Source organism: Lysobacter sp. 5GHs7-4 (assembly GCF_021284765.1).
GTDB lineage: Bacteria > Pseudomonadota > Gammaproteobacteria > Xanthomonadales > Xanthomonadaceae > Lysobacter.
In genome coordinates this window covers 1,209,985-1,235,457 of record NZ_CP089924.1, presented here as the reverse complement: position 1 = coordinate 1,235,457, position 25,473 = coordinate 1,209,985, and the positions used below count along the sequence as shown (strand labels likewise).

Below are 25,473 nucleotides of genomic sequence, written 5' to 3'. Positions count from 1 at the left end.
TTCGAATATAACGACTCAATTAATAAAGTGCCTCTCGGCACTCGCCTTAGCCTCTACGACACGTCATGGACATTCGTCTCAAAACGCTCGCTACGTCCCAGTTTTCAAAGAACACGATGCGGGCTTCAGCGCCCGACCGCTTCAAATCTTGTTGTGTGCGCAGATCATTCAGACGTTCCGGAGACGCTTTCCACTTAGGTGGTGGGTCTGGGAGGACTCGAACCACCGGCCTCACCCTTATCAGGGGTGCGCTCTAACCACCTGAGCTACAGACCCATAAGTGTTGCGCTGGCTGGTTTTGGTGGAGCTTGTCGGGATCGAACCGACGACCCCCTGCTTGCAAAGCAGGTGCTCTCCCAGCTGAGCTAAAGCCCCATAAAACATGGGACGCTCCCGCGGTTCACCACCCTCTCGGGCAGGACCGGGAACTCTGAATGCAGGTCACTTGTGCGGACGTCTGACAGGCAAGCTTGCCCATCTTTTTACATCTCTAAAGGAGGTGATCCAGCCGCACCTTCCGATACGGCTACCTTGTTACGACTTCACCCCAGTCATCGGCCACACCGTGGCAAGCGCCCTCCCGAAGGTTAAGCTACCTGCTTCTGGTGCAACAAACTCCCATGGTGTGACGGGCGGTGTGTACAAGGCCCGGGAACGTATTCACCGCAGCAATGCTGATCTGCGATTACTAGCGATTCCGACTTCATGGAGTCGAGTTGCAGACTCCAATCCGGACTGAGATAGGGTTTCTGGGATTGGCTTGCCCTCGCGGGTTTGCAGCCCTCTGTCCCTACCATTGTAGTACGTGTGTAGCCCTGGCCGTAAGGGCCATGATGACTTGACGTCATCCCCACCTTCCTCCGGTTTGTCACCGGCGGTCTCCTTAGAGTTCCCACCATTACGTGCTGGCAACTAAGGACAAGGGTTGCGCTCGTTGCGGGACTTAACCCAACATCTCACGACACGAGCTGACGACAGCCATGCAGCACCTGTCTCACGGTTCCCGAAGGCACCAATCCATCTCTGGAAAGTTCCGTGGATGTCAAGGCCAGGTAAGGTTCTGCGCGTTGCATCGAATTAAACCACATACTCCACCGCTTGTGCGGGCCCCCGTCAATTCCTTTGAGTTTCAGTCTTGCGACCGTACTTCCCAGGCGGCGAACTTAACGCGTTAGCTTCGATACTGAGAGCCAAGTTGCTCCCAACATCCAGTTCGCATCGTTTAGGGCGTGGACTACCAGGGTATCTAATCCTGTTTGCTCCCCACGCTTTCGTGCCTCAGTGTCAGTGCTGGTCCAGGTAGTCGCCTTCGCCACAGATGTTCCTCCCGATATCTACGCATTTCACTGCTACACCGGGAATTCCACTACCCTCTACCGCACTCTAGTAAGCCAGTTTCCAATGCAGTTCCCAGGTTGAGCCCAGGGCTTTCACATCAGACTTAACAAACCACCTACGCACGCTTTACGCCCAGTAATTCCGAGTAACGCTTGCACCCTTCGTATTACCGCGGCTGCTGGCACGAAGTTAGCCGGTGCTTATTCTTCCGGTACCGTCATTCCCTCCGAGTATTAATCGAAAGGTTTTCTTTCCGGACAAAAGTGCTTTACAACCCGAAGGCCTTCTTCACACACGCGGCATGGCTGGATCAGGCTTGCGCCCATTGTCCAATATTCCCCACTGCTGCCTCCCGTAGGAGTCTGGACCGTGTCTCAGTTCCAGTGTGGCTGATCATCCTCTCAGACCAGCTACGGATCGTCGCCTTGGTGGGCCTTTACCCCGCCAACTAGCTAATCCGGCGTCGGCTCATCTATCTGCGTGAGGCCTTGCGGTCCCCCACTTTCACCCGTAGGTCGTATGCGGTATTAGCGTAAGTTTCCCTACGTTATCCCCCACAAATAGGCAGATTCCGACGCATTCCTCACCCGTCCGCCACTCGCCACCCAGAGAGCAAGCTCTCCTGTGCTGCCGTTCGACTTGCATGTGTTAGGCCTGCCGCCAGCGTTCACTCTGAGCCAGGATCAAACTCTTCACTTAAATTTTCGACCAGACCGAAGTCCAATCTAATGCTTTGAGTGCAGTCGTCGCTCCTGAGCCCGAATTACACGTTTACTCGCATTTGCATGCTTTCTTGCTTCATTTGGACTCTGTTACGAACGTCTGCTAATGGACTACACCCACCGGCCAGACGCCCGCACAAGTCACCTGCGCACACTGTCAAAGATCGTCGGAATCGGCCTCAGCGCCTGATCCCTGCCTCGTCACCAAAGTGCCCGAGGGAGCCGCACATCTTACAGCAGATTTCGCGACCGTCAACACCCTGCGAAACCTTTTTTCTACCGCTTCCCAACCTTCCGTTCAGGCCCTCAGGCCATCCCGTCGTTCGGGCCGCGCATCTTACAGCAGCCTTCGAATCCGTCAACCGATTTCGTACTGCAATTCGGCGACCTCTTCCGGCCCCCCACCGCAGCCTGCGTCGCACCGTGGCGGGGCGCGCATTGTGCACAGCTCAAGCTGAATAGGGAAGGGGGTCGGCGAGATTTTTTTTCGACTTGACCGCCGCGCCGCGCTGGCCGATGGTCGCCGCACTCCATACGCAACCAGGAACCCGCTCGATGTCCACGCTACGTCTGTTGGCCGCCTGCTGCGGCCTGCTGTTGTCCGGCTGCGCCAGCGGCACCGATACCACCTGGGTGGAGCTGGCCGGGCAGCGCTACACGGTCGAGGTCGCCGACGACGACGAGGAACGCGCGATGGGGCTGATGTTCCGCGAGGAAATGGCGCCGGACCGCGGCATGGTCTTCCTGCACGAGCGCCTGGGGCCGCAGGCGTACTGGATGAAAAACACCAAGATTCCGCTGGATATCCTGTATTTCGACAACGACCGCAAGCTGGTGTCGCAGCAGCGCGACGTGCCGCCGTGCTCGGCCGGCAACCAGTGCCCGCCCTACCCCAGCGCGGCGCCGGCGCGGTATGTGCTGGAACTCAATGCCGGCCAGGCGGCCAAGCTGAACCTGCAGGACGGCGCGGTGCTGACCTTCGGGCCGGGGCTGCCGACCAAGCCCTGACGGACAGGCCCTGGAGCCGCCGCGGCACGGGGCTTCAGAGCTCCATCATCTCGAAATCGTCCTTGGTCACGCCGCAGTCCGGACAGGTCCAGGTGTCGGGCACATCCTCCCAACGGGTGCCCGGGGCGATGCCCTCTTCCGGCAGGCCCTTGGCCTCGTCGTAGATGAAGCCGCACACGACGCACATCCAGGTGCGGAAGACGGTGGCGGCGGCGATCTCGGACATATGGGCGGATAATGGCGGGCTAGCGGGACGCGCATTGTCCCACCCCCGTCGCGCCCACGGAAGCGCCGTCATGCATTCATCCTGGCCGCGCCGCGGCGTCTACGCGATCACCCCCGACGAAACCGACGATGCGCGCCTGCTGGCGCGGGTCGACGCGGTGCTGGGCGCGGGCGCGGTCTGGCTGCAGTATCGGAACAAGGCCGCCGACGCGGCGACGCGCGAACGGCAGGCGACGGCGTTGCTGCCGCTGTGCCGGCGCTACGGCGTGCCGCTGATCGTCAACGACGACTGGCGCTTGGCCGCGCGGATCGGCGCCGACGGCGCCCACCTGGGCGAGGACGACGGCGATGTCGCGGCCGCGCGCCAGGCGCTGGGCACGGGCGCGATCCTGGGCGTGTCCTGCTACGACCAGGGCGCGCTGGCCCGCGATGCGGTCGCTGCGGGAGCCGACTACGTCGCGTTCGGCGCGTTTTTTCCGTCGCCGACCAAACCCCATGCGCGCCGCGCGAGCCTGCAGTTGCTGCGCGACGCGGCGCCGCTGGCGGTGCCGCGGGTGGCGATCGGCGGCATCACCCCGGACAATGCGCCGGCGCTGGTCGCGGCCGGCGCCGATCTGCTGGCGGTGATCAGCGGCGTGTTCGACGCGCCGGATCCGGCCGCCGCGGTGCGCGCCTATCGCGCCTGTTTCGATGTTGCCCCGACTTCCCCTCTCTAATCCGAAGACCGCAGCCCCATGAATAACGCCCGTTCGCACGCCCTGTTCGCCCGCGCCTCCGAGCTGCTGCCCGGCGGCGTCAATTCGCCGGTGCGCGCGTTCAAATCCGTCGGCGGCGAACCGTTCTTCGCGCAGCGCGCGCAGGGCGCGTACCTGTACGACGTCGACGGCAACCGCTATGTCGATTACGTCGGCTCCTGGGGCCCGATGATCGCCGGCCACGCGCATCCGCAGGTGCTGGACGCGGTGGCGCGCACGATGCGCGACGGCCTCAGTTTCGGCGTGCCCAACGCGCTGGAAGTGACGATGGCCGAGGCCATCACCCAGATCGTGCCCAACTGCGAGATGGTGCGCATGGTGAACTCCGGTACGGAGGCCACGTTGTCGGCGATCCGCGTCGCACGCGGCGCCACCGGGCGCACGCGCATCGTCAAGTTCGAGGGCTGCTATCACGGCCACGGCGACAGTTTTCTGGTCAAGGCCGGCAGCGGCGCGCTCACCTTGGGCCTGCCGAATTCGCCGGGCGTGCCGTCGGCGCTGGCCGATCTGACCCTGACCCTGCCTTACAACGATTTCGATGCGGCAACGAAGTTGTTCGACGAAGTCGGCGATCAGATCGCCGGCCTGATCATCGAGCCCATCGTCGGCAACGCCAACTGCATCCTGCCGCGCGACGGCTATCTGCAGCACCTGCGCGAGCTGTGCACGCGGCACGGCGCGCTGCTGATCTTCGACGAAGTGATGACCGGTTTCCGCGTCGCGCTGGGCGGCGCGCAGCAGCGCTACGGCATCGTTCCGGACCTCAGCACCTTCGGCAAGATCATCGGCGGCGGCATGCCGGTCGGTGCGTATGGCGGCCGGCGCGATCTGATGAGCCAGGTCGCGCCCAGCGGTCCGATCTACCAGGCCGGCACGCTCAGCGGCAATCCGGTGGCGATGGCGGCGGGTCTGGCGACGCTGGAGCTGATCCGCGAGCCCGGCTTCCACGATGCGCTGGAGCGCGGCACGCACGCGCTCTGCGACGGGCTGGAAGCGGCCGCGCGCGAGGCCGGCGTGGCCTTCCACACCACCCGTGAGCCGGGCATGTTCGGCCTGTATTTCCGCGAAGGACCGGTGGAAAGCTTCGCCGACGCGCTGGGTTCGGACACGCAGCGCTTCAATCGGTTCTTCCACGGCATGCTGGAACGCGGTGTGTATCTGGCGCCGTCGGCGTTCGAGGCGGGGTTCCTGTCCAGCGCGCACGGCGAGGCCGAGATCGCGCACACGCTGGAGGCGGCGCGCGCGAGTTTCGCGCTGCTGTAAGCCGCGCCACCACGATGCCGCGAACGCGAACGGGCCGACCATTGTCGGCCCGTTTTTCTTTGCGCAGGATCGCTTGGTGCAGGATCAGAACGAATAGCTGGCGCTGAGCCCGATATTGCGGCGGGCACCGAACCAGCAGTCGCCGCGGCCCATGCAGATGCTGAAGTAGCGCTTGTCGGTGAGGTTGTTGATGTTGAGCGCCCAGCGCCAGGCGCCGGTGTCGTAGGACAGCATGGCGTCGGCCAGGGTCACCGCCGGCGTGGTCGGTGCGGGCAGGCTGTCGAACGCGCTCATGTAGCGCAGGCCCAGGCCGGCGGCGTAGCCCTCGCGGCCGCCGATGCGGAAGCGCTGCTTGCCCCAGACCGCGGCCTGATGGCGCGGGGTGGATTCGAGCTGCCGGTCGTTTTCCAAGTAGTTGTAATGCGCGGTGAGCTCGAAGGATTCGCTCAGTTTTCCGCTCACTTCCAGCTCCAGGCCGTTGACCTTGGTCTTGCCGGCTTGGATGTTGGTGTTGGGGAAGCGCGGATCCGGCACCAGACGGTTCTTTTCGCGCAGTTCGTAAGCCGCGGCGGTGAAGCTCAAGTCGCGTCCGATCGGTTCGAACTTAAAGCCAGCCTCAATCTGTTCGCCCTGTTGCGGCTTATAGCGGGCACCCGTAATGGCATGCCTGCTGCCCAGCGGAGTGAAGGATTCGCTGTAGCTCACATACGGCGACCAGCCCGCCCAGTCGTGAAACATGATGCCCAAGCGTTTGGTCGTGGCGCTGGAGTCTTCCGCGCCTTCGCGGTCTTCAGCGACGCTGTTGCTGACCCGGTCGTGACGCAAGCCGGCCACCACGATCCAGTGCTCGCCGAACTTCATCTGGTCCTGCAGGTACAGTCCGACCTGACGCTGGCGAGTCCTCACCGGCTCGCCCAGCGCGGGCGGCGTGTACGGCGTGTACGGCGTGTACACCGGGTTGAAGATGTCCACCGGCGGCACGTCGCTGGCGAACAGCTGCGCTTCGTCCTGCTTGAAGCGCACCGCGTCCACGCCCAGCAACAGCTGGTGCTCGACCGCGCCGATCTTGAACCGGCCTTCGACGTGCTGGTCGGCGTTGAGCATGCGAACCTGGGTTTTGGCGAACCAGCCTTCGCGCGGCAGCAGACGCTGTTGCGGGTCGAGGAAGGGATCGGTCGGGTTGAGGAAGGGGTTGCCGTAGACGCTGGCGTAATCGACCTTGTTGCGCGCGGCGCGGAACGACTGGCGCAGGGTCCAGTGTTCGTCTAAGCGATGCTCGAACAGCCAGCCGGCGGTGGTGCGGTCGGTGTCGTAGTGATCGCCGGGGTTGCCGATATAGCGGTGGGCCGGCACGCGGCCGTTCGGATTCGGTGCGAGCAGGCCGCTCCAGCCGAAGAACTGCGAGGTGGAGCCGGTGCGGTCCTGCTGCCAGCGCAGCTGCAGGGTCAGCGAGGTGTCGTCGCTGGGCTGCCAGGTCAGCGAGGGCGCGAACAGGCGGCGGTCGTCGCCTACCTGGTCGACCTGGGTGTCGCTGTCGCGGTAGACGCCGACCAGGCGGTACAGCCAGGTGCCGTCCTTGCTGAGCGCGCCGGTGAAGTCGGCATTGAGCTGGCGGCGATCGTAGCTGCCGATCTGCATGCCGATTTCGCGCCGGGTCTGCGCCTGCGGGCGCTTGCTGACGAGGTTGACGATACCGGCGGTGCCGCCCTGACCGAACAGCATCGACGCCGGCCCGCGCAGCACTTCGATGCGCTCAAGCATGTAGGGGTCGGTGCGGGCGCTGCTGGTGTAGTAGTTGAAGGCGCTGCGCAGGCCGTCGAGGTATTCGTCGGGCGAGCTGCCGCGGATCAGCGTCCAGTCGCCGCGCGAATCCAGGCCGTAAGCATCCGAACGCACGCCGGCGGCGTAATTGAGCGCGTCCTGCACGTTCTGCGCGCCTTGGTCGGTCATGCGCTGCTGCGTGACCACGGTGATCGCCTGCGGCGTTTCCGAAATCGGCGTGTCGGTCTTGGTCGCGCTGCGCGCGTTGGCGGCTTTGTAGCCCTCAGGCGCCGCTCCCTGCACGACCACATGGTCCAGCGTGGTGGCCTGGTCCGCGGTGTCGCCACCGTCGGGGCTGCGCTCGGATTGGGCCAGGGCGCCGGGGGCGGTCAGCAACAGCGCGAGCGCCGCGGCCAACGGGGCCGGGCGGTAGGGGAAGTGGGGCATGAATGTTCGACCGAATTTGTAAACGATAATCATTATCGTTTAACTGAACAACGGATACCAGCCCGTGCGTGCGTGCGCGGGCGAATTGCGATGCGGTTCCGCGGCGTCAGGCCGCCGACAGGCGTCGCGCGTGAATGCGGGGGACGTAGGCGCGCGGCAGCACCGGCGCATGGCTGGGGAGCGCCCGGTGCAGGCCCGGGAACGCTAGGGCGGTCGCGTCTTCATGCACGATCGCAGCCGGCATGGCGCCGGCCACGATGGCGCGGTCGGTCACCGGCCCAGAAACGCGACCAACGCCGCGCGCAGGCGCGTCATGCCCTCGGCGACGTCGGCGTCGGCGATGTTCAACGCCGGCACGAAGCGCAGCACGTCGGGACCGGCCTGCAGCAGCAGCAGGCCGTGATCGACGCAGCGGTCGAGGATCTCGCCGGCCTTGCCGGCGTGCTCCGGGCGCAGTTGCGCGCCCAGCATCAGGCCGCGGCCGCGGACCTCGGAGAACAGCGAGAACTCCCGATCCAGCGCGGTCAGCGCTTCGCGCAGCGCGGCGGATTGACGCTCCACGTTGGCCAGCAAGGCCGGCGACGACAGCTCGCGCAGCGCCGCATTGGCGACCGCCGCGGCCAGCGGATTGCCGCCGAAGGTGGTGCCGTGGGCGCCGAACTGCATGCTCTCGCCGGCGCGCGCACCGACCAGCATGGCGCCGATCGGGAAGCCGCTGCCCAGCGCCTTGGCCAGGGTGACCACGTCGGGCACGACCTCGTAGCCGTGGCAGGCGAACAAGCGGCCGCTGCGGCCCATGCCGCACTGGATCTCGTCCAGGATCAGCAAAGCGCCGTGGCGATCGCACAGCGCGCGCAAGCCTTGCAGGAATTCCTGCGTCGCCGGCGTCACCCCGCCCTCGCCCTGCACCGGCTCGACCAGCACCGCGCAGACGGCGCCGTCGGCCATCGCCGCTGCGGCGGCGGCCAGATCGTTGAAATCGCTGTAGCGGAAACCCGGCGGCAGCGGCTCGAAACCTTCGTGGTACTTGGGCTGGGCGGTGGCGGTGACCGCGGCCAGGGTGCGGCCGTGGAAACTGCCGCGGAAGCTGAGGATGGCGCGGCGCTCGGGCTCGCGCCCCTGCGCGGTGGCCCACTTGCGCGCCAGCTTGATCGCGGCCTCGTTGGCCTCGGCGCCGGAATTGCAGAAGAACACGCGTTCGGCGAAACCCGAAGCGCTCACCAGCGCCTCGGCCAGGCGCAGCGGCGGCTCGCTCACGAACACGTTGCTGGTGTGCCAGAGCTTGCCGGCCTGCTCGGTCAGCGCCGCGATCAGCGCCGGATGGGCGTGACCCAGCGCGTTGACGGCGATACCGGCGCCGAAGTCGACGTACTCGCGGCCGTCGCGATCCCAGATGCGCGCGCCCTGACCGCGTTCGAGCACGATCCGGCGCGGCCGGTACACGGGCAGGTAGTAACGCTCGGAGAGGGCGAACAGCGAGTCGGTCGAGGCGGTCATCGGACGCAGGCAGTGGAGGAGTCGGCGTATTCTCGCCCAAGTCGGACCGCGCTGCAGGAAGGCGCGACCGGCGCGCTGCCGCGCGATCCCGCGCTGGAGGAACCGCATGCGTCTACTGCTGGACCCGCAACTCAATCCGCGTACCGAAAGCGGCTGGCGCCGCCGCTGGTTCGACATCATCTACCGCCACGACACGCCGTCGGCGCGCAATTTCGACCTGTTGCTGATCGTGGCGATCCTGGCCAGCGTGATCGTGATCATGCTCGACAGCGTCGCCTCGATCCACGCCCGCTACGCGCGCGAACTGCTGGCGCTGGAGTGGATGTTCACGGTGCTGTTCAGCGTCGAGTACGTGATGCGCCTGCTGGTGGTGCGGCGGCCGCTGCGCTACGGCCTGAGCAGTTGGGGGCTCATCGACCTGCTGTCGATCCTGCCGACCTATCTGTCGCTGGTCTTCCCCGGCAGCCAGAGCCTGCTGGTGGTGCGCATCCTGCGCATGCTGCGTTTGTTCCGCATCCTCAAGCTCACCCAGTACGTCGAGGAAGGCGGACTGCTGGCCGGCGCGCTGTGGCGCAGCCGGCGCAAGATCTTCATCTTCATCTGCGCGGTGCTGACCGTGGTGGTGATCTTCGGCGCGCTGATGTACGTGATCGAAGGGCCGGAGCATGGCTTCGACAACATCCCCACCAGCATGTACTGGGCGATCGTGACCATGGCCACCGTCGGTTTCGGCGACATCGCGCCACAGACGCCGCTGGGGCGGCTGGTCAGTTCGGTGCTGATCCTGATCGGCTACAGCGTGATCGCGGTGCCGACCGGCATCTACACCGCCGAACTGGCCAGCAGCCTGCGCGAGTCCGGCCGCGAACATCCGGGCCGCGACCGTCGCGGTTGCCCCGAATGCGGGCTGGAAGGCCACGATCCGGACGCGCTGCATTGCCGCCATTGCGGTCGCCACCTGCCGGCAGCGATGGGCTGAGCGCCGAGCAGGCGGCGTTACCTGGCGAGTGCGCGCTTCGATCGAGCGCACCTTGCGCTCAATCGAAGCAATGCGGCACGAAGCGGCTGCCGTCGCGCGTGATGGCGCCGTCGTCCTCGCGCACGCCCAGGCCAGCGGCGGTGTCGCCGACCACCCAAGCGCCGAGCACGGCGTGGCCGCCGGCGCTCTGGTACAGCGGCGCGTAGGCTTGGTAGACCGTGTCCGGCGCCGCCAGCAGCGGCGGGCTTTGGTGCAGGCTGACGCCCTCGCCTTCGCGGCCGTGACGCGGCTTGGCGACCAAGGGCCCGTCGATCGCGGCCGGGTCGTGCGAGGCCGGCAGCAGGTTGGGATGTCCCGGAAACATGCGCCACAGCAGCGGCAGCAGGGACTTGTTCGACAGCACCTGTTTCCACGCCGGCTCGATCCAGCGCGTGGGTGCCATGGGCAGGTGTTCGGCGAAGGGCTCGGCCAGCAGCCATTCCCAGGGGTAGAGCTTGAACAGCTGCGCGATCGGCCGATCGTCCAGATCGACATAGCGCTGCTCGCGCCAGCCGATCTCGGAGATGTCCAGCGCCTGGGTCTGGAAGCCGGCCTGGGCACAGGTCTCACGCAGGTACTCGACGGTCGCGCGGTCTTCCGGCGCCGCCAGGCAGCCGGCGAAATGCACGTGCGCGCCGGCCGGCAGCACCTGCGGCCAGCGTTCGATCAGGCGCTCGTGGATCAGGTTGAACTGGTCGGCGCCGGCGGCGGTGTCCTCGAACCAGTACCACTGCACGACCGATGCTTCGAACAAGGACGTGGGCGTGTCGGCGTTGTACTCCAGCAACTTGGGCTGACCGTAGCCGTCGTAGGCCAGGTCGAAGCGGCCGTACAGCGCCGGCTCGCGCGCGCGCCAGGAGCATTCGACCAGTTCGGCGGCGCGCGCGTCCAAACCCAGTTCGGCGTAGTCGCCGCGTTCGACCACCTGCGCTACCGCCTCCAGGCACAGCTGGTGCAGCTCGGTGGCGGCCGCTTCGATGCGGTCGATTTCCTCGCCGCGGAAGCGATAGCAGGCGTCGTCGACCCAGTACGCGCCGTCGAGGCTGTGGAAGTCGAAGCCCAGGCTTTCGACGCGCGCGCGCCAATCCTGTCGCGGCGCGCAGCGTTCGCGGCGCATCAGGCGCGAACCGAGCGGGTGCTGCCGGTCATGCCGAAGCCGCCGCGGTAGCCGCGTTCGGTGGTCGGCGCGCGGTACTCGGCGTCGCTGCGGTTGCCGGCCGTGGCGCCGTAGCCGCCATAGCTGCCGTAATAGACGCGGGAGTGGCGACAGCGATGGTTGGCCTGGGCGTCGCGCGGGTCCTGTGCGTTTTCGGGATACCAGGGGCCGTACCAACGCCCGTTCTCGTAGGTGCAACGGTCGCGGTAGTCGCATTCGCAGCTGTAGCGATCGGCATAGCCGCCGCGCTGCATGGGCTCGGCGGTGATATCGCGCACGATCGGATAGCCGATCAGCGTCGCGGCGCCCAGCCACAGCAAGGGCACCGTGTACGAACGCCTGCGCTTGAATTCGGGCGCGCGCGTGATCGTGGGCGTGTACTGCGGGGATTTGCGCTTCTTCGCCATCGTCAGTAGGTCATCGCCGCGGCGTTGATCAGGCCCACGCCCAGGTGCAGGGTGGCCGAGAGGACCGCGGCAGCCTGTTCGCCGCGCTCGATACGGGCGGGAAAGGCCGGCAACAACAGACGGGTCAAGCCGTGCGCCGAGGCTTGCGCGAGCATCGCAATCGCGCCCCACAGCGCGACGTCGACCAGGCTGAGGCTGTGCGCCATCGCGCTGGCCAGCGGCAGGCAGAAGCCCAGCAGCGCACCGGCCAACGCGGTGGCGGCGGCGACATTGCCGTCGCGAATCAGCTGCAACTCGCGATGCGGCGTGAATTGGAGGTAGGCGGCCAGGAACAAGGCGACGAAGCCGAGGCCGACCGCGAAATAGGCGGCGAATGCCGGCAAACCTTGTAGATACGTCATCGCAACCCCGAACCGATCCGGGCGCATCCCGGACTGCGCGCCACCTTAGCCGTGCGCCACAGACGCCACAAGCGCAAGGCACACTGTGCGCTGCGTCATGCGGTGGGCCGGGGTAGGCGCGCAGAATCGGGGACACCACCGACCGGGGAACCCCACGCTCATGAAGCTGCCGCGCCGCTCGTCGTTCGCCTGCCTGCTGTCCGCCCTGCTCGTCGCCAGCGCCGCCACCGCGGCGCCGCCGAACGCGCCGAAGATTTCGATCACCGAAACCGCGGCCTTCGATCCGACCTCGGTGCCCGCGTTCGCGGGCGACTACGCCGATATCTACGCCTATCTGGACAAGCAACAGGCGCAGAGCCTGGCGCAGCTGCAGCGCTGGGTGCGGCAGCCGTCGATCAGCGCGCAGAACCAGGGCGTGAAGGAGATGGCGGAGCTGTTGCGCGCCGATCTGCAGGGGCTGGGCTTCCGCGATACCGCGCTGGTGCCGACCTCGGGCCACCCCGGCGTCTACGGCTACTACGACGCCGGCGCCGAGCACACCTTGATCGTCTACATGATGTACGACGTGCAGCCGATCGAGCCCACGGGCTGGAAGGTCGACGCCTTCAAAGGCGAGCTGGTCGACGAGCCCGGCCTGGGCAAGGTGCTGATGGCGCGCGGCGCGACCAACCAGAAGGGGCCGCAGCGCGCGTTCCTCAATGCGCTGGAAGCGATGATCAAGGTGCGCGGCAAGCCGCCGGTGAACCTGATCGTGCTGGCCGAGGGCGAGGAGGAACTGGGCTCGCCGCATTATCCCGAGGTGGTGGCCAAGTACGAGGCGCAGCTGCGCAAGGCCGACGGCGTGTTCTTCCCGATGAACACGCAGGGCCGCGACGGCGAGGCCAGCATGTTCCTGGGCGTGAAGGGCATCCTGTACTTCGAGCTGGAAGCGCGCGGCAATCCCAAGACCGGCGGCTCGCAAAAGAGCGAGGTGCACGGTTCGATGGCGGCTACGCTGGATTCGCCGACCTGGCGCCTGGTGCAGGCGCTGTCGACGCTGACCACGCCCGACGGCGAGATCGCGGTGCCCGGCTATCGCGACGCGATCCGTCCACCCAATGCCGAGGAGCAGCGCCTGTACAACGGGCTGATCCGCGACCGCGAGCAGGACGCGGCCAAGACCTTGGACGTGTTGGGCGCCACACGCTGGAAGAACGGGCGCAGCGTGCGCGAAGCGGTGGCCTCGGAGCTGTTCGACACCACGCTCAATATCGACGGCCTGGTCGCGGGCTACACCGGCGAGGGCGTCAAGACCATCCTGCCGCACCGCGCGGTGGCCAAGGTCGATTCGCGCCTAGTGCCGAACCAGACGCCGGAGCAGGCGCTGGCGCTGATCCGCAAGCAGCTCGACGCCAAGGGCTTCGACGACATCGTGGTGCGGCAACTGTCCGGCTATCCGCCGGCGCAGACCTCGGTGGATGCGCCGCTGTCGCGCGCGGCATTGGGCACCTACCGCAAGTACGGCTTCACGCCGACCATCGCGCCGCGCCTGGCGGGCAGCGCGCCGTACTACGTATTCACTCAGACGCTGGGTTTGCCGATGATCGCCGGCGGCCTAGGCCACGGCAGCGGCGCGCATGCGCCCAACGAATACATGGTGATCGAGCCGCAGGCCGGGTCGAAGATCGCCGGCCTGACCCAGGCGGAGCGCTTCTATGTCGATCTGATGTATGCGTTGTCGGATGCGTTGAAGCCGGCGGCCAAGAAGTAAGCGCGCGTGGCGGTGCGGTGATGCGGTTCGCTGCGCTCACCGCATCCTACGCCTGGGAGAGGACGCGCCGGACGAGTCCGGCGCGTGCAGCTCAGCGGCGGTGCTGGGGGGCGCTGTCCAGATCGAGGAACAGGTCGGGCAGCAGCGCTTGGGTCGGATCGACGGCGTAGCGCGTGTAGTCCGTCACACCCGCGGCGAACAGCACGTCGTCGTCGATCAGGAAGTTGCCGTGGTAGCCCTGCGCCGGGCGCACCAGCACGGCGTGCGCCGCGTCGGCGACGATCTCCGGGGTGCGGCAGCGTTCGGCCTGCACGCCTGGAATCATGTTGATCGCGTCGGTGGCGATCACGGTGCGCGGCCACAAGGCGTTGACCGCCACGCCCTGGGGACCGAACTCCGCGGCCAGGCCCAGGGTGACGAAGCTCATGCCCATCTTGGCCAGGGTGTAGCCGGTGTGCGGCGCCCACCACTTGGGATCGAGACTGGGCGGCGGCGCCAGGGTCAGGATGTGCGGGTTGGCCGATTTCAGCAGATGCGGCAGACAGATCTGCGCGCACAGGAAGCTGCCGCGCGCGTTGACCTGCTGCATCAGGTCGAAGCGTTTCATCGGCGTGTCGAGGGCGCCGCGCAGCCAGATCGCGCTGGCATTGTTGACCAGGATGTCGATGCCGCCGAACGCGTCGACGGTGGCGGCGACCGCGGCGCGGACCTCGTCCTCCTCGCGGATATCGCATTGCAATGCGAGCGCACGGCCGCCGGCGGCCTCGATCTCGGCGGCGACGCTGTGGATGGTGCCGGGCAGCTTGGGATTGGCGACGGCGGACTTGGCCGCGACCGCGATGTTGGCGCCGTCGCGCGCGGCGCGCAGCGCGATCGCGCGGCCGATGCCGCGCGAGGCGCCGGTGATGAAGAGGGTTTTGCCGGACAGGGTGGGCATGGTGGGGGCCGGGAGTTAGGGATGGGAGGCGGTTGAAGCCTGGGGCCATCCTAATGCCGATTGCGGGTGGTGGCCTGGCTCGTGGTCGCGTATCTGCGGGATTCGGTGGTAAGGCCCGGGAGGGTACGGTGGCGACGAGGTCTGCGCGGCCACGTGTCGATGCGGCGCGTTCGCGCTGAAGTCACTGGATTCCCGCCTGCGCGGGGTGAGCGGATGCGTTTGCGAGCCATTGGCTCGCGCATTCGCGAACGCCCGAGCGCCATGCGCTCGGGCCGGAGCGATGCAGCACATTGCGCCGAACACGTCTTGGCGGCACGACGCTGAAATCACGGGATCCCCGCCTGCGCGGGGATGACGGATCGAGGGTGACGTCGGCGGCTGCAGGTTTGACGCCCGCTGCCGATTCCCGCCTAAGGCTTAGGCCCCTGCCCTTCGTTGTCTTCCCAATGCAGGATGCGCCGGGTCACGAAGCGGTAAACCGGTTTGCCGGTGGCGAACCAGGCCTCGCGCAGCCAGGAGCGTTTGCGCAGCACGCGCCGCTCCACCGGGGTCAGGGCCTGCGGGCAGTAGGTGCGTTTGTGCTTGAGCAGGTGGCGCAGATCCTCGCGCGCCAGCAGACGCAGCCAGCGCGAGCGCGGGTGGCCGCGCACCGCAAGCTGGAAGTCGATCACTGCCGGCGCGCCGTCGGCCAGGACCAGCCAGTTGGCCTCCTTGGCCAGGTCGTTGTGGGCGATGCCGCTGCGGTGCAGTTGCTGCAGCAGGCGCCGCGCGCGCTGGAAATAGGCCAGATCGCCGTGCGGCGGACGCTGGTACATGGCGGCGCCGTCGAGGTAGCTGCGGTCGAGGCGGCGTCCGTCCCAGCGCAGCAGCTGCGGCGCGGCCAGGCCGCTCACGCAACGCAGGGCCATCGCCTCGCGCCGCGCCAGCCACCAGGCCGGCAGGCGCAGCCACAGCGGTACGTGGCCCAGATCGCGGCGCACGAACAGGCCCTGGCCGTCGCGCATCAGCGCGATGCGGCCGAAGCTGTCGGCTTTCAGCGCCGCGATTTCGATGGCGTCGGTGGTCATGCGCGCAGTGTAAGGTCGGGCCCGCCGAATGGGGGCGCAGGCTCACGCGGCGCTTGAATCGGCCGCGTCCGCGACCCATTGCTAGACCCTGCCTTCTGCGTTTCCCACATCCGCGCTGCCTATAATCGACCGATGGATTCAGCCTGGCTAGAAAGCGCGACCGCATGGATCGCGGCCAATCCCACCGCCGCCGGCGCGGTGATTTTCCTGATCGCTTTCTGCGACGCGCTCATCCTGGTGGGCATCGTGGTGCCGGCGCTGCCGCTGCTGTTCGCGGTCGGCGCGCTGGTCGGCCTGGGCCATATCAGCGGCCCGTATGCGCTGGCCTGCGCGGCCGCGGGCGCGTTCGCCGGCGATGGGCTCAGCTATTGGGTCGGCCATCGCTGGGGACCGCAGCTGCGCCAGCGCTGGCCGTTCTCGCGCTATCCGCAGTGGCTGGACCGCGGCGAGCAGCTGTTCCGCCGTCATGGCAGCAAGAGCATTCTGATCGCGCGTTTCGTCGGCGCGGTGCGGCCGTTCGTGCCGGCGATCGCGGGCATGCTGCACATGCCGGCGCGCCGTTACGCGGTTCCCAGCCTGATCGCCTGCATCGCGTGGGCGGCGGCGTTCCTGGCCCCGGGCTGGGTGCTGGGCGCGTCCTACGATGCGGTGGCCGCGGTCGCCGACCGGCTGGCGCTGGTGCTGGGCGGGCTGCTGGTGGCGGTGGCGCTGGTCTGGGCCTGCGTGCTCTACACCTGGCGCTGGTTCGCCGCACACGCCAACAACCTGCTCGCGCGCGCGCTGCGCTGGACCCGCCGGCATCCGCGCATGGGCCGCTACGCCGAGGCCCTGATCGATCCGAACCGGCCCGAGTCGGCATCGCTGGCGATCCTGGCGGTGTGTCTGCTGGGCATCAGCTGGATCTGGTTCACCCTGCTGGCGACGCTGCTGGCCAGCGGCGGTCCGCTGGCGCTGGACCACAGCATCCACGAGTTGATGTGGAGCCTGCGCAATCCGCTGGCCGACCGCCTGATGGCGGGCCTGGCCAGTCTCGGCGACGCCGCGGTGCTGGCGCCTGCGGCGCTGGTGGCGCTGGGCTATCTGCTGTGGCGGCGGCGCTGGATGGCGGCCGCGCACTGGGTCGCGGCGATCGTGTTCGGGCTGGCGCTGACCTCGTTGCTGGAAGCGGCGATCGACATGCCGCGCCCGCCGACCGCGCCGGCCGGCTTCGGTTTCCCCTCGGTCGCGGTCACCATGACCACGATCGTGTTCGGTTTCTTCGCGGTGCTGATCGCGCGCGAGCTGCCCGGCCGGCAGCGGGTGTGGCCGTATCTGCTGGCGGGCGTGGTGACCACGCTGGTCGGTTTCGCGCGGTTGTACCTGGGCGCGCACTGGCCCAGCGATCTGGTCGGCGGCACCTTGTTCGGCATCGTCTGGCTGCTGATCCTGGGCATCGCCTACCGTCGCCACGTCGCGCGCTCGTTCTGGATGCGGCCGCTGTCGTGGCTGTTCTACGGCAGCTTCGCGGTCGCCGCGCTGTGGCATGCGCCGCGCTCGGCCGATGCGCTGCTGGCGAAGTTCGCCGCCGCCGCGCCGACCCGCGTGCTGTCCGCCGACCGCTGGTGGCGACGCGATTGGGCGACGCTGCCCGAGCACCGCAACGAACGCGATCTGCGACGACGCTGGCCGCTGGACCTGCAGGTCGCCGGGCCGCTGGAGCCGTTGAGCGCGGCGCTGCAGGCGCAGGGTTGGCGGGTGCAGCCGCAGGCCGACTGGATGGCGACGATCGCGCTGCTCAACGACGAGGCCGCGCCGCTGCAACAGGCGGTGCTGCCGGCCACGCTGGACGCGCAGGCCGAATCGCTGTTGCTGCTGCGCGCCGGCGCGCGCCCGGACGAGCAATACGCGCTGCGCCTGTGGCCGGCGCCGGCCAAGCTCGACGACGGCACGCCGCTGTGGCTGGGCACCAGTCAGGTGCTACGCCTCAACAAGCCGCTGGACGCGGCGGCGCTGTGGCTGCCGACCAGCGAGGACGTGCGTGCGCACGCGACCGTGCGCGCGGCGCTGGCCGGGTTCGGCGGGATCGAGTCCAGCGGCATGCATGGCACGCCGGTGCTGCGGCTGCGGACGGTGCCGCCGGGCGGCGAGGCGCCGGAAGGCGAAACGCGGCGCTGAGGCGCTGGCCGGATCGGTGCATCGCGGCGCATTGGCTGAGAAGCCGAAGGGACTTCGTGGCGGAGGGCGCCGAAGGCACTGGATTCCCGCGTTCGCGGGAATGACGACATCGAGGTGGGTGGCGATGCGGTTCGCCTGCGGCTCAACGCATCCTACGTGGGGCGGAGTGCGGGTCGGGCCGGCGCTGGTGCGCGTCGCCGGTTACGGCAGCAACGCCAGCAACCGGTCCAGGCGTTCGTGCGGGTCGTCGATCTGCAATAGCGCCTGGCGCTGCGCGTGCTGCAGCGGCAGCAGCTCGGCCAGGCGCCAGCCTACCCAGGCCGCGTCTTCCATGCGCACGCGCGGCGCCATCGCGTGCTCGCCGCCGATACGGTCGATCAGTTCCTGCAGCAGGGTCGCGAGCAGGCCGTGCTGCGGCTGCAGCGCATGGTCCGGGTCGGGCGCGCACCACTCGACGTCGGCCACCTGCAGGCCGTTGTCGCGCACGCGCACGCGGCGCGCATGGAAGCGGCGTGCGCCGCGCACGCGCAGGGTCAGCAGGCCGTCGGTGCCGGCGCCGAAATCCTCGATTACGGCCTCGGTGCCGAACGCGGCGGCACTGGCCGGGGCGCCGACTTCTTCGCCGTCGATGATCAGGCACACGCCGAAACCGCGGCCGCGCCGGCCGCAGTCGCGGACCAGATCCAGGTAGCGCGGTTCGAACACGCGCAGCGACAGCGCGGCGCCGGGCACCAGCACGGTATGCAGCGGGAACAATCCCAGCGACTCAGTGGCGGGCGGCGCGGCATCGGTGGCGATCGGCATGCCGTCAGTGTACCCGCGCGCCGCGCGGCGGCTATCGCCTTACTGCGGGTCCAGCAGCTCGATCAGGGCGCGGCGCTTCTTGCGCGACATGCGGCGCACCAGACCGGCCAGTTGCAGTTCCTCGGGATCGCCGTACTGGCCGTTGCCTTCGCGCACCGACAGGCCGTTGCCGTCGACGCTGCCGCGCCCGGTGGACAGCCACTCGAAGCTGACGTGCTGCTGGGTGGCGATGTCGATCATGCGCTGCAGTTCCGGCAGCGACAGGCCGGCCAGCCATTTGCGCGCGGTCTCGCGGCTGACGTTGTACTGCAGCGCGAGCGCGCCGATGCGCGCGCGGCCCTTGGCGAAACCGGAATAGTCCAGCGCGTGGCGCAGGCGTTGGGCGAAATCGTCGTGGCTAGAGTTCATGCGATAACGCCCTGCATCCTGCCAGGCCGAAGCGGAACCCCCGGCGCGGTCGCGGCGCAGGGGAAAGGGATGACGCAACTTATTGTTGCGCATGCCGCAGCCGGGAGTGGCACTTTTAACGTGCATAGATAGCAATTATTAGTTGCTATAGACTGTAGTGCCCAACCACGGCCTCCAGGGTGCCGGGGGGCATCAAATGAGGCACAAATACAGCATTATCAATGCGTTCTAATGACGCAAAAAATAGACCTAATCCGCGCACATGACCGGCCCGGACCCGACTCGGCGCCGTCCGGTCCGCACGTTTGAATTGGCAAAATCGGGCCGCGAACGCGGCCGGCCCGCCTCAGGCGTCGCCGTCGCGCAGTACCGCCAGGAAGCGGCGCGGGGCGCCGTCGAAGCCGCCGTTGGACATGAAGACGACGTGGTCGCCGGCGCGGACGCGCGCGCGCAGCGCGGCGATCAGGGCGTCGGCATCGGCCGCGGTCACGCCTTCGCCGCGCAGGCCGGCGACGACCTTGCCGGCGTCCCAGGCCAACTCCGGGCGGTGCAGGAACACCACCGCGTCGGCGCCGTCCAGCGACGGCGCCAGCGCCTGCGCATGCGCGCCCAGGCGCATGGAATTGCTGCGCGGCTCCATCGCCACGACGATGCGGGCATCGCCGACGCGCGCGCGCAGGCCGGCCAGGGTGGTGGCGATGGCGGTGGGGTGATGGGCGAAATCGTCGTAGACGGTGATGCCGCCGGCTTCGCCGATCACTTCCAGGCGGCGCTTGACGCTGCGGAAGGCCGCCAGCGCGGGCAGCACCGAGGCCACGTCCACGCCGACCGCATTGGCGGCGGCCAGCGCGGCCAGCGCGTTCATCACGTTGTGGCGGCCCAACAGGGGCCAGCGCACTTCGCCTATCTCGACGCCATCGCGGACGACCGCGAAGACGCTGCCGTCCTCGGCCAGCAGGCGCGCGCTCCAGGTGTAGGCGGCGCGGCCGTCGAGGCCGAAGGTGTCCACCGGCGTCCAGCAGCCCATCGCCAGGACTTCGGCCAGGCGCGCGTCCTCGCCGTTGACGATCAGGCGGCCGCGGCGCGGCACGGTGCGCACCAGGTGATGGAACTGGCGCTGGATCGCGGCCACGTCGGGGAAGATGTCGGCGTGGTCGTATTCGAGGTTGTTGAGGATCGCCACCAACGGCCGGTAGTGGACGAACTTGCTGCGCTTGTCGAAGAAGGCGGTGTCGTACTCGTCGGCCTCGACCACGAACTCGCGGCCCGCGCCCACGCGCGCGGACACGCCGAAGTCTTCGGCGACGCCGCCGATCAAAAAGCCGGGCGAACGGCCGGCGGCTTCGAGCAGCCAGGTCAGGATGGTGGTGGTGGTGGTCTTGCCGTGGGTGCCGGCGACCGCGAGGGTGTCGCGGCCCGGCAGCACGCGTTCGGACAGCCACTGCGCGCCGGAGGTGTAGCGACGGCCGTCGTCCAGCACCTGTTCGACCGCGTCGTTGCCGCGCGAGAGCGCGTTGCCGACCACGATTTCGTCGCAATCGGCGGAGATGTTGTCCGGACGGTAGCCCTGACGCAGCGCGATGCCGAGCTGTTCGAGCTGGGTCGACATCGGCGGATACACCGCCTGGTCGCTGCCTTCGACCTCGTGGCCGAGTTCGCGCGCGAGCGCGGCGACGCCGCCCATGAAGGTACCGGCAATGCCCAGGATATGTAGCTTCAAGATCAGAAATTCCCGAAAAGCGGCGGCGCGCCTGCACTCCGCGCTGAAGTGTTCTCGCGGCGACTAGATTCGCGCATCCCTGCGCTCATCAAGTCGCTCCGGCCCTACGCTTCCAGCTTCGGGCGTTCGCCAGCGCGCGAGCCAATGGCTCGCAAACGCGCTGACTCACCCTACGACCGGCGCCGGCGACAGCGCCTCGACGATGCGCGTGAAGACTTCGTCCAGCGAGCCCACGCCGTCGATCACGGTCAGGCGGCCGTGCTGGCGGTAGTACTCGATCACCGGCGCGGTCACGTCGTCGTAGACCTTCAGGCGCGTGCGCACGGCCTCGGGACTGTCGTCCTTGCGGCCCTGCTCGGCGGCGCGGCCGGCAATGCGCTCGACCAGCAGCTCGGTCGGCACCTCCAGCTGCACGGCGTAGTCCATCGGCTGGCCGATTTTCTTCAGCAGCACGTCCATCGCATCGGCCTGGGCCAGATTGCGCGGGTAACCGTCGAGGATGAAACCGCCGGCGGTGTCGGGACGCGAGAAGCGGTCCTCGAGCATGCCCAGCAGGATTTCGTCGCTGACCAGGTTGCCGGCGTCCATGACCGCCTTGGCTTCCAGGCCCAGCTTGGTGCCGGCGGCGACTTCGCCGCGCAGCAGGTCGCCGGTGGAAATGTGCGGCACCTGCAGGTGGTCCTTGAGTCGCGCTGCCTGCGTGCCCTTGCCGGAACCGGGCGCGCCCAGAAGTACCAATCGCATCTACATCGCTCCTAGAACAAGAATGTCTCGCGCGGCCGGCGCTCTCTGGGGAGCGGCCTGGGTCGCGTGCCCGGGGCGCGGCGCTACACTCGCAGCCATCGCCACCCCACCGCCGGGCGTCAATATTGCGGTCAGCTTACCGCATCCCGGCGACAATCCTGGAATGCCCATGGCCTCTGGAACCCTGCTGTACGCGCAATCCGGCGGTGTGACCGCCGTCATCAACGCCACCGCCTCCGCCGTCATCGAAACCGCCCGCGCGCGCAAGGTCAAGGTGCTGGCGGCCCGCAACGGCATCCTCGGCGCCCTGCGCGAGGAGCTGATCGACACCTCCAAGGAGTCGGCGGCCGCGATCCGGGCCCTGGCCCATACCCCGGGCGGGGCGTTCGGCTCCTGCCGGGTCAAGCTCAAATCCCTGGACGCCGACCGCGCCCGCTACGAGCGCCTGCTGGCCGTGTTCAAGGCCCACGACGTGCGCTGGTTCCTCTACAACGGCGGCAACGACTCGGCCGACACCGCGCTCAAGGTGTCGCGGCTGGCGGCCGAGTTCGGCTACCCGCTGACCTGCATCGGCGTGCCCAAGACGGTCGACAACGACCTGGCCGCGACCGACTGCTGCCCCGGCTTCGGCTCGGCGGCCAAGTACACCGCGGTGTCGGTGCGCGAGGCGGCGCTGGACGTGGCGGCGATGGCCGAGACCTCGACCAAGGTCTTCGTCTACGAGGCCATGGGCCGCCATGCCGGCTGGCTGGCCGCGGCCGCCGGCCTGGCCGGCGACGGCCGCGACGCCGCCCCGCACCTGATCCTGTTCCCCGAACGCCCCTACGACGAGGCCGACTTCTTCGCCAAGGTGAAGGCCACGGTGGAGCGTGTGGGCTATTGCGTGGTGGTCGCCAGCGAGGGCATCCAGACCGCCGACGGCCGCTTCGTCGCCGACGCCGGCGGCGGCAAGGACTCGTTCGGGCATACCCAGCTCGGCGGCGTGGCCTCGCACCTGGCCGGCCGGGTCAAGGACGTGCTGGGCTACAAGGTGCATTGGACCCTGCCCGACTACCTGCAGCGCTCGGCGCGGCACCTGGCGTCCAAGACCGACGTCGAGCAGGCGCAGGCGGTGGGCCGGGCCGCGGTCGAGTACGCGCTCAAGGGCATGAACGCGGTGATGCCGGCGATCGTGCGCAGCTCCGACGCGCCTTATCGCTGGAAGATCGCGGCGGCGCCGCTGGACAAGGTCGCCAATCACGAGAAGAAGATGCCGGCCGGTTTCATCCGCAAGGACGGCTACGGCATCACCGCCGCGGCGCGCAAATACCTGGAGCCGCTGATCCGCGGCGAGGCGCCGCCGCCGTACGGCCGCGACGGCCTGCCCAAGTACGTGACGCTGAAGAATGTGGCGGTGAAGCGCAAGCTGCCGGCCTTCGCGGGCTGAGCGAGGCCGCGATGCGGGCGCCACCGGCATTGCAGCCCTGGGTCGCGCAGGTCTGGGCCTGCGCGCGCCCGGACGCGCCGTCGGCGCATGCGCGCGAGCACTCGCTGCCCAGCGGCGCGATGCACCTGGCGATCCGCCTGGACGGACCGCCGCTGCGCATCTACGCCGACGCCGACGACCGCCAGGGCCGCGACTACGCCATGGCCACGGTCGGCGGCGTGCGCGCCGGTTACTGCATCAAGGACACCGCCCACCCGGCCGCGTCGGTGGGCGCGGTGCTGCGGCCGGGCGCGGCGCTGGCGCTGTTCGGCGTGTCGGCGGCGGAGTTGTCCGAGCGCCATTTCGATCTGAGCGACGTGTGCGGGCGGGACGAGGCCGAACGTCTGTGCGAGCGGCTCGCCGCGCGCAGCGACGACGGCTATCGCGCCGGCGTGCTGCTGGCGTTCCTGGACGCGCGACTGCGGCGCGCGCGCCGCCGGCGCGGGCTGGATCCGCAGATCCTGCATGCGCTGGAACACGTGCGGCGGGCGCCGGCCGATGCCGACATGGCGGCGCTGGCCGATGCCTGCGGCCGCAGCCAGCGCCGTTTCATCGCCGGTTTCCGCGACCTCGCCGGGCTGGCGCCGAAACGCTACGCGCGCGTGCTGCGGTTCCAGCGCCTGCTTGCGGCCTTGGCCGCGACGCCGCGTCCGGTCTGGGCGCAGTTGGCGCTGGATCAGGGCTATTTCGATCAATCGCACCTGATCCGGGAATTTCGCGAGTTCGCCGGCGTGAGCCCGCGCGAGTACCTGCGGTGCGCGCCGGCTTCGCCGAATCATTTGCCGGTGAAGCAGGCGCTGTCGCTGTAGGAGCGGCGTGAGCCGCGACCGCGACACGCACTTGCGACGCGATCGGCGACTGCGCGGTCACGGCTCACGCCGCTCCTACAGAGGGCAGCCGTGCGGTCACGGCGTGCGCGGGAGCGAACGGGTAAATTTCGTCCAATCGCCCGGCGACGCGGTCTCGCAGACTGGCGCGCACACCCACACCGGAGCACCGCGATGGCCGTACACGAACTGTTTCCCTATCTCTGCGTCGCCGATGCCCAGGCGGCGGTGGCGTTCTATATCCAGGTGTTCGAGGCCAGCGAGAAATTCCGCCTGGTCGAGCCGGGCGGGCGCATCGGCCATGTCGAGCTGGACCTGGGCGGCAGCACGCTGATGCTGTGCGAGGAATTTCCCGAGGTCGACATCCATGCCCCGCAGCCCGGGCGCGGGCACAGCCACACCCTGCATCTGCACGTGGACGACGCCGACGCGGTGGTCGCGCGCGCGGTCGCCGCCGGCGCGCAGCTGGCGATGGCGCCGCGCGATCATTTCTACGGCGAGCGCTCCGGTACGGTGATCGATCCGTTCGGCCACCGCTGGAACATCGGTCACAGCATCGAGACGCTGACGCCCGAGGAAATGCAGCGCCGCTACCCCGCCGAACCTTGCGGCTGAGCGCGCGCAACGCACGTTCGAGCGCAGGACTGCGAACGCGATAGCGGAATTTGTGCCGGATTGTCGTTGAATCGACCGGACTAATCCGGCAATCTGCGGCCGCGGGCGTCGCCGGCCGTCGGCAAGGCGCACGGAAGACCGATCACTTCAAGGAACTCCTCATGAAAGCCAAGCCGATCCAGCTGCTGCTCCCGGTGCTGCTGTTGCTGCCCTCCATCGCGTTCGCGGGCCAGTGCGACGACAACTTCAGCAAGAAGGGCAACGCGCTCTCCGGCGCCGAGTATTCGACCTCGTACAAGGTCAACGGCCTGAGCGTGCCCAGCGCGATCGGCCAGATGCGCAATCTGGCCGTCGCCGACGGCATGGACGTGCTGGACGAAAGCCCGGAAAGCGGCTCGCTGCTGCTGGAAGAGCCGGCCACCGTGGCCCACAAGGGCCTGCAGGTGTACGTGACCGCCAAGCCCGACGGCACCGTGTCGATGCTGATGAAGACGCGCCGCGGCGCGTTCGGCAACGCCGACGGCATCCGCGACGCGATGTGCAAGATGCTGACCCAGCTCAAGCCGGGCAAGGCGCCGGTGGCGCGCGCGGCGGCCAAGCCGATCGAAATCCAGGTCACCTCGCTGGCCACCGACATCGAGCGCCAGGGCCTGGAAAACAGCGCCGCCATCGACGTGCGTTTCGAGGGCAAGGTCTACAACATCAAGGGCGTCAACAAGGGCGTGGCCGGCAAGAAGGGCGCGTTCGAGCTCTTCTTCGACATGAACCCCTCGCTGGTACCGGGCCTGGTGCCGAGCAAGTCGCGCCGCGGCGAGCTGCGCATCGCCTGCCGCATGATGCCGGACCAGAACGCCTACTCGCTGGCGATGCGCAACGGCGACAAGATGTACCTCAACGCCACCTACGATCATTACGACGAAGCCAGCTACCTGGTCTGGTTCAAGAACTGCCGCGGCATCCAGTAAGCGGAGCCGGCATCGCGCG

Annotated in this window: 23 protein-coding genes, 2 tRNA genes and 1 rRNA gene; 10 read left to right on the top strand and 16 right to left on the bottom strand. The window is 68.2% G+C overall.

The features are described 5' to 3' along the window. Positions 1–199: 199 nt before the first annotated feature. The 3 genes from LVB77_RS05340 to LVB77_RS05330 form a co-directional block, all read right to left on the bottom strand. Positions 200–276: transfer RNA gene (locus LVB77_RS05340), tRNA-Ile, on the bottom strand. A gap of 23 nt (positions 277–299) precedes the next feature. Further along, positions 300–375 (bottom strand) — tRNA-Ala (locus LVB77_RS05335). Between the two features lie 117 nt (positions 376–492). After that, a 16S ribosomal RNA gene (locus tag LVB77_RS05330) occupies positions 493–2,037 on the bottom strand. 578 nt (positions 2,038–2,615) lie between these two features. On the opposite strand from LVB77_RS05330, the gene LVB77_RS05325 reads away from it, so the two are divergent. Continuing rightward, positions 2,616–3,068: a DUF192 domain-containing protein gene (locus LVB77_RS05325; protein WP_232909169.1), complete on the top strand. Its 453-nt coding sequence runs from the start codon at positions 2,616–2,618 to the stop codon at positions 3,066–3,068. 34 nt (positions 3,069–3,102) lie between these two features. Here the strand turns inward: LVB77_RS05325 and LVB77_RS05320 are convergent, their stop codons facing one another. After that, positions 3,103–3,294: a rubredoxin gene (locus LVB77_RS05320; RefSeq protein WP_232909168.1), complete on the bottom strand. Its 192-nt coding sequence runs from the start codon at positions 3,292–3,294 to the stop codon at positions 3,103–3,105. 70 nt (positions 3,295–3,364) lie between these two features. Here LVB77_RS05320 and thiE point away from each other — a divergent pair, with 70 nt between their 5' ends. Together thiE and hemL are read left to right on the top strand one after the other, a co-directional pair. Continuing rightward, positions 3,365–4,009: a thiamine phosphate synthase gene (thiE, locus tag LVB77_RS05315; protein WP_232909167.1), complete on the top strand. Its 645-nt coding sequence runs from the start codon at positions 3,365–3,367 to the stop codon at positions 4,007–4,009. An 18-nt stretch (positions 4,010–4,027) separates the two neighbouring features. Then, positions 4,028–5,311 carry a glutamate-1-semialdehyde 2,1-aminomutase gene (gene hemL, locus LVB77_RS05310; RefSeq protein ID WP_232909166.1) on the top strand — a complete coding sequence of 428 codons (1,284 nt, stop codon included), beginning with the start codon at positions 4,028–4,030 and terminating at the stop codon, positions 5,309–5,311. An 84-nt stretch (positions 5,312–5,395) separates the two neighbouring features. On the opposite strand, the gene LVB77_RS05305 is transcribed toward hemL, so the two are convergent. The 3 genes from LVB77_RS05305 to LVB77_RS05295 form a co-directional block, all read right to left on the bottom strand. Beyond that, positions 5,396–7,519 carry a TonB-dependent siderophore receptor gene (locus tag LVB77_RS05305; RefSeq protein ID WP_232909165.1) on the bottom strand — a complete coding sequence of 708 codons (2,124 nt, stop codon included), beginning with the start codon at positions 7,517–7,519 and terminating at the stop codon, positions 5,396–5,398. A gap of 106 nt (positions 7,520–7,625) precedes the next feature. Continuing rightward, positions 7,626–7,793 (bottom strand): hypothetical protein, encoded by a 168-nt coding sequence (locus tag LVB77_RS05300; protein WP_232909164.1) that lies wholly within the window; start codon positions 7,791–7,793, stop codon positions 7,626–7,628. Beyond that, positions 7,790–9,016, bottom strand: a complete 1,227-nt coding sequence (locus LVB77_RS05295) for an acetylornithine/succinyldiaminopimelate transaminase (protein ID WP_232909163.1) — start codon at positions 9,014–9,016, stop codon at positions 7,790–7,792. The genes LVB77_RS05300 and LVB77_RS05295 overlap by 4 nt, the downstream gene beginning before the upstream one ends. Positions 9,017–9,122: 106 nt before the next feature. On the opposite strand from LVB77_RS05295, the gene LVB77_RS05290 reads away from it, so the two are divergent. Then, positions 9,123–9,995: an ion transporter gene (locus LVB77_RS05290; RefSeq protein WP_232909162.1), complete on the top strand. Its 873-nt coding sequence runs from the start codon at positions 9,123–9,125 to the stop codon at positions 9,993–9,995. Between the two features lie 58 nt (positions 9,996–10,053). Here the strand turns inward: LVB77_RS05290 and LVB77_RS05285 are convergent, their stop codons facing one another. The 3 genes from LVB77_RS05285 to LVB77_RS05275 are packed head-to-tail and all read right to left on the bottom strand — an operon-like array spanning position 10,054 to position 11,998. After that, complete coding sequence (locus tag LVB77_RS05285) at positions 10,054–11,151, bottom strand: glutathionylspermidine synthase family protein (protein WP_232909161.1); 1,098 nt, start codon at positions 11,149–11,151, stop codon at positions 10,054–10,056. Next, the gene (locus tag LVB77_RS05280; RefSeq protein ID WP_232909160.1) at positions 11,151–11,597 is read right to left on the bottom strand and encodes a hypothetical protein; all 447 of its coding nucleotides are present in this window, start codon (positions 11,595–11,597) and stop codon (positions 11,151–11,153) included. The genes LVB77_RS05285 and LVB77_RS05280 overlap by 1 nt, the downstream gene beginning before the upstream one ends. 2 nt (positions 11,598–11,599) lie before the next feature. Next, entirely contained in the window at positions 11,600–11,998 is a 399-nt protein-coding gene (locus LVB77_RS05275; RefSeq protein ID WP_232909159.1) for a DUF350 domain-containing protein, read from the bottom strand. A 160-nt stretch (positions 11,999–12,158) separates the two neighbouring features. On the opposite strand from LVB77_RS05275, the gene LVB77_RS05270 reads away from it, so the two are divergent. Beyond that, entirely contained in the window at positions 12,159–13,748 is a 1,590-nt protein-coding gene (locus LVB77_RS05270) for a M20/M25/M40 family metallo-hydrolase (protein ID WP_232909158.1), read from the top strand. Positions 13,749–13,839: 91 nt separating this feature from the next. On the opposite strand, the gene LVB77_RS05265 is transcribed toward LVB77_RS05270, so the two are convergent. Both LVB77_RS05265 and LVB77_RS05260 read right to left on the bottom strand, forming a co-directional pair. After that, positions 13,840–14,685 (bottom strand): NAD(P)-dependent oxidoreductase, encoded by an 846-nt coding sequence (locus LVB77_RS05265; RefSeq protein WP_232909157.1) that lies wholly within the window; start codon positions 14,683–14,685, stop codon positions 13,840–13,842. A gap of 410 nt (positions 14,686–15,095) precedes the next feature. Next, positions 15,096–15,752: a serine/threonine protein kinase gene (locus LVB77_RS05260; RefSeq protein WP_232909156.1), complete on the bottom strand. Its 657-nt coding sequence runs from the start codon at positions 15,750–15,752 to the stop codon at positions 15,096–15,098. Positions 15,753–15,884: 132 nt separating this feature from the next. Here LVB77_RS05260 and LVB77_RS05255 point away from each other — a divergent pair, with 132 nt between their 5' ends. Next, on the top strand, positions 15,885–17,906 hold the full coding sequence (locus tag LVB77_RS05255) for a bifunctional DedA family/phosphatase PAP2 family protein (protein WP_232909155.1): 2,022 nt from the start codon (positions 15,885–15,887) through the stop codon (positions 17,904–17,906). A 201-nt stretch (positions 17,907–18,107) separates the two neighbouring features. On the opposite strand, the gene LVB77_RS05250 is transcribed toward LVB77_RS05255, so the two are convergent. The 4 genes from LVB77_RS05250 to LVB77_RS05235 all read right to left on the bottom strand — a co-directional run bounded on the left by LVB77_RS05250 (position 18,108) and on the right by LVB77_RS05235 (position 21,582). Next, positions 18,108–18,710, bottom strand: coding sequence for an LON peptidase substrate-binding domain-containing protein (locus LVB77_RS05250; RefSeq protein ID WP_232909154.1), 603 nt, complete (start codon positions 18,708–18,710; stop codon positions 18,108–18,110). A gap of 39 nt (positions 18,711–18,749) precedes the next feature. Further along, positions 18,750–19,118, bottom strand: coding sequence for a DNA-binding protein (locus tag LVB77_RS05245; RefSeq protein WP_232909153.1), 369 nt, complete (start codon positions 19,116–19,118; stop codon positions 18,750–18,752). Between the two features lie 346 nt (positions 19,119–19,464). Continuing rightward, positions 19,465–20,841 carry a UDP-N-acetylmuramate:L-alanyl-gamma-D-glutamyl-meso-diaminopimelate ligase gene (gene mpl / locus LVB77_RS05240; RefSeq protein ID WP_232910159.1) on the bottom strand — a complete coding sequence of 459 codons (1,377 nt, stop codon included), beginning with the start codon at positions 20,839–20,841 and terminating at the stop codon, positions 19,465–19,467. 162 nt (positions 20,842–21,003) lie between these two features. Further along, entirely contained in the window at positions 21,004–21,582 is a 579-nt protein-coding gene (locus tag LVB77_RS05235) for an adenylate kinase (protein ID WP_232909152.1), read from the bottom strand. A 169-nt stretch (positions 21,583–21,751) separates the two neighbouring features. Between LVB77_RS05235 and LVB77_RS05230 the strand changes: the two genes are divergently transcribed. The 4 genes from LVB77_RS05230 (at position 21,752) to LVB77_RS05215 (ending at position 25,454) form a co-directional block, all read left to right on the top strand. Further along, entirely contained in the window at positions 21,752–23,008 is a 1,257-nt protein-coding gene (locus LVB77_RS05230; RefSeq protein WP_232909151.1) for a 6-phosphofructokinase, read from the top strand. 11 nt (positions 23,009–23,019) lie between these two features. Then, complete coding sequence (locus tag LVB77_RS05225; protein ID WP_232909150.1) at positions 23,020–23,856, top strand: helix-turn-helix domain-containing protein; 837 nt, start codon at positions 23,020–23,022, stop codon at positions 23,854–23,856. Between the two features lie 192 nt (positions 23,857–24,048). Continuing rightward, positions 24,049–24,489, top strand: a complete 441-nt coding sequence (locus tag LVB77_RS05220; protein WP_232909149.1) for a VOC family protein — start codon at positions 24,049–24,051, stop codon at positions 24,487–24,489. 161 nt (positions 24,490–24,650) lie between these two features. Continuing rightward, positions 24,651–25,454 (top strand): hypothetical protein, encoded by an 804-nt coding sequence (locus tag LVB77_RS05215; protein ID WP_232909148.1) that lies wholly within the window; start codon positions 24,651–24,653, stop codon positions 25,452–25,454. The last annotated feature ends 19 nt before the right edge of the window (positions 25,455–25,473 follow it).

Excerpts from the sequence above, each read along its gene's own strand:
- LVB77_RS05255 (WP_232909155.1), top strand. The coding sequence starts at position 15,885 with ATGGATTCAGCCTGGCTAGAAAGCGCGACCGCATGGATCGCGGCCAAT.
- LVB77_RS05265 (WP_232909157.1), bottom strand. The coding sequence starts at position 14,685 with ATGCCCACCCTGTCCGGCAAAACCCTCTTCATCACCGGCGCCTCGCGC.
- LVB77_RS05245 (WP_232909153.1), bottom strand. The coding sequence starts at position 19,118 with ATGAACTCTAGCCACGACGATTTCGCCCAACGCCTGCGCCACGCGCTG.
- LVB77_RS05230 (WP_232909151.1), top strand. The coding sequence starts at position 21,752 with ATGGCCTCTGGAACCCTGCTGTACGCGCAATCCGGCGGTGTGACCGCC.
- LVB77_RS05250 (WP_232909154.1), bottom strand. The coding sequence starts at position 18,710 with ATGCCGATCGCCACCGATGCCGCGCCGCCCGCCACTGAGTCGCTGGGA.
- LVB77_RS05285 (WP_232909161.1), bottom strand. The coding sequence starts at position 11,151 with ATGCGCCGCGAACGCTGCGCGCCGCGACAGGATTGGCGCGCGCGCGTC.
- LVB77_RS05320 (WP_232909168.1), bottom strand. The coding sequence starts at position 3,294 with ATGTCCGAGATCGCCGCCGCCACCGTCTTCCGCACCTGGATGTGCGTC.
- LVB77_RS05325 (WP_232909169.1), top strand. The coding sequence starts at position 2,616 with ATGTCCACGCTACGTCTGTTGGCCGCCTGCTGCGGCCTGCTGTTGTCC.
- LVB77_RS05235 (WP_232909152.1), bottom strand. The coding sequence starts at position 21,582 with ATGCGATTGGTACTTCTGGGCGCGCCCGGTTCCGGCAAGGGCACGCAG.
- LVB77_RS05280 (WP_232909160.1), bottom strand. The coding sequence starts at position 11,597 with ATGGCGAAGAAGCGCAAATCCCCGCAGTACACGCCCACGATCACGCGC.
- hemL (WP_232909166.1), top strand. The coding sequence starts at position 4,028 with ATGAATAACGCCCGTTCGCACGCCCTGTTCGCCCGCGCCTCCGAGCTG.
- LVB77_RS05215 (WP_232909148.1), top strand. The coding sequence starts at position 24,651 with ATGAAAGCCAAGCCGATCCAGCTGCTGCTCCCGGTGCTGCTGTTGCTG.
- LVB77_RS05295 (WP_232909163.1), bottom strand. The coding sequence starts at position 9,016 with ATGACCGCCTCGACCGACTCGCTGTTCGCCCTCTCCGAGCGTTACTAC.
- LVB77_RS05260 (WP_232909156.1), bottom strand. The coding sequence starts at position 15,752 with ATGACCACCGACGCCATCGAAATCGCGGCGCTGAAAGCCGACAGCTTC.
- LVB77_RS05305 (WP_232909165.1), bottom strand. The coding sequence starts at position 7,519 with ATGCCCCACTTCCCCTACCGCCCGGCCCCGTTGGCCGCGGCGCTCGCG.
- LVB77_RS05225 (WP_232909150.1), top strand. The coding sequence starts at position 23,020 with ATGCGGGCGCCACCGGCATTGCAGCCCTGGGTCGCGCAGGTCTGGGCC.
- LVB77_RS05220 (WP_232909149.1), top strand. The coding sequence starts at position 24,049 with ATGGCCGTACACGAACTGTTTCCCTATCTCTGCGTCGCCGATGCCCAG.
- thiE (WP_232909167.1), top strand. The coding sequence starts at position 3,365 with ATGCATTCATCCTGGCCGCGCCGCGGCGTCTACGCGATCACCCCCGAC.
- LVB77_RS05290 (WP_232909162.1), top strand. The coding sequence starts at position 9,123 with ATGCGTCTACTGCTGGACCCGCAACTCAATCCGCGTACCGAAAGCGGC.
- LVB77_RS05270 (WP_232909158.1), top strand. The coding sequence starts at position 12,159 with ATGAAGCTGCCGCGCCGCTCGTCGTTCGCCTGCCTGCTGTCCGCCCTG.
- LVB77_RS05275 (WP_232909159.1), bottom strand. The coding sequence starts at position 11,998 with ATGACGTATCTACAAGGTTTGCCGGCATTCGCCGCCTATTTCGCGGTC.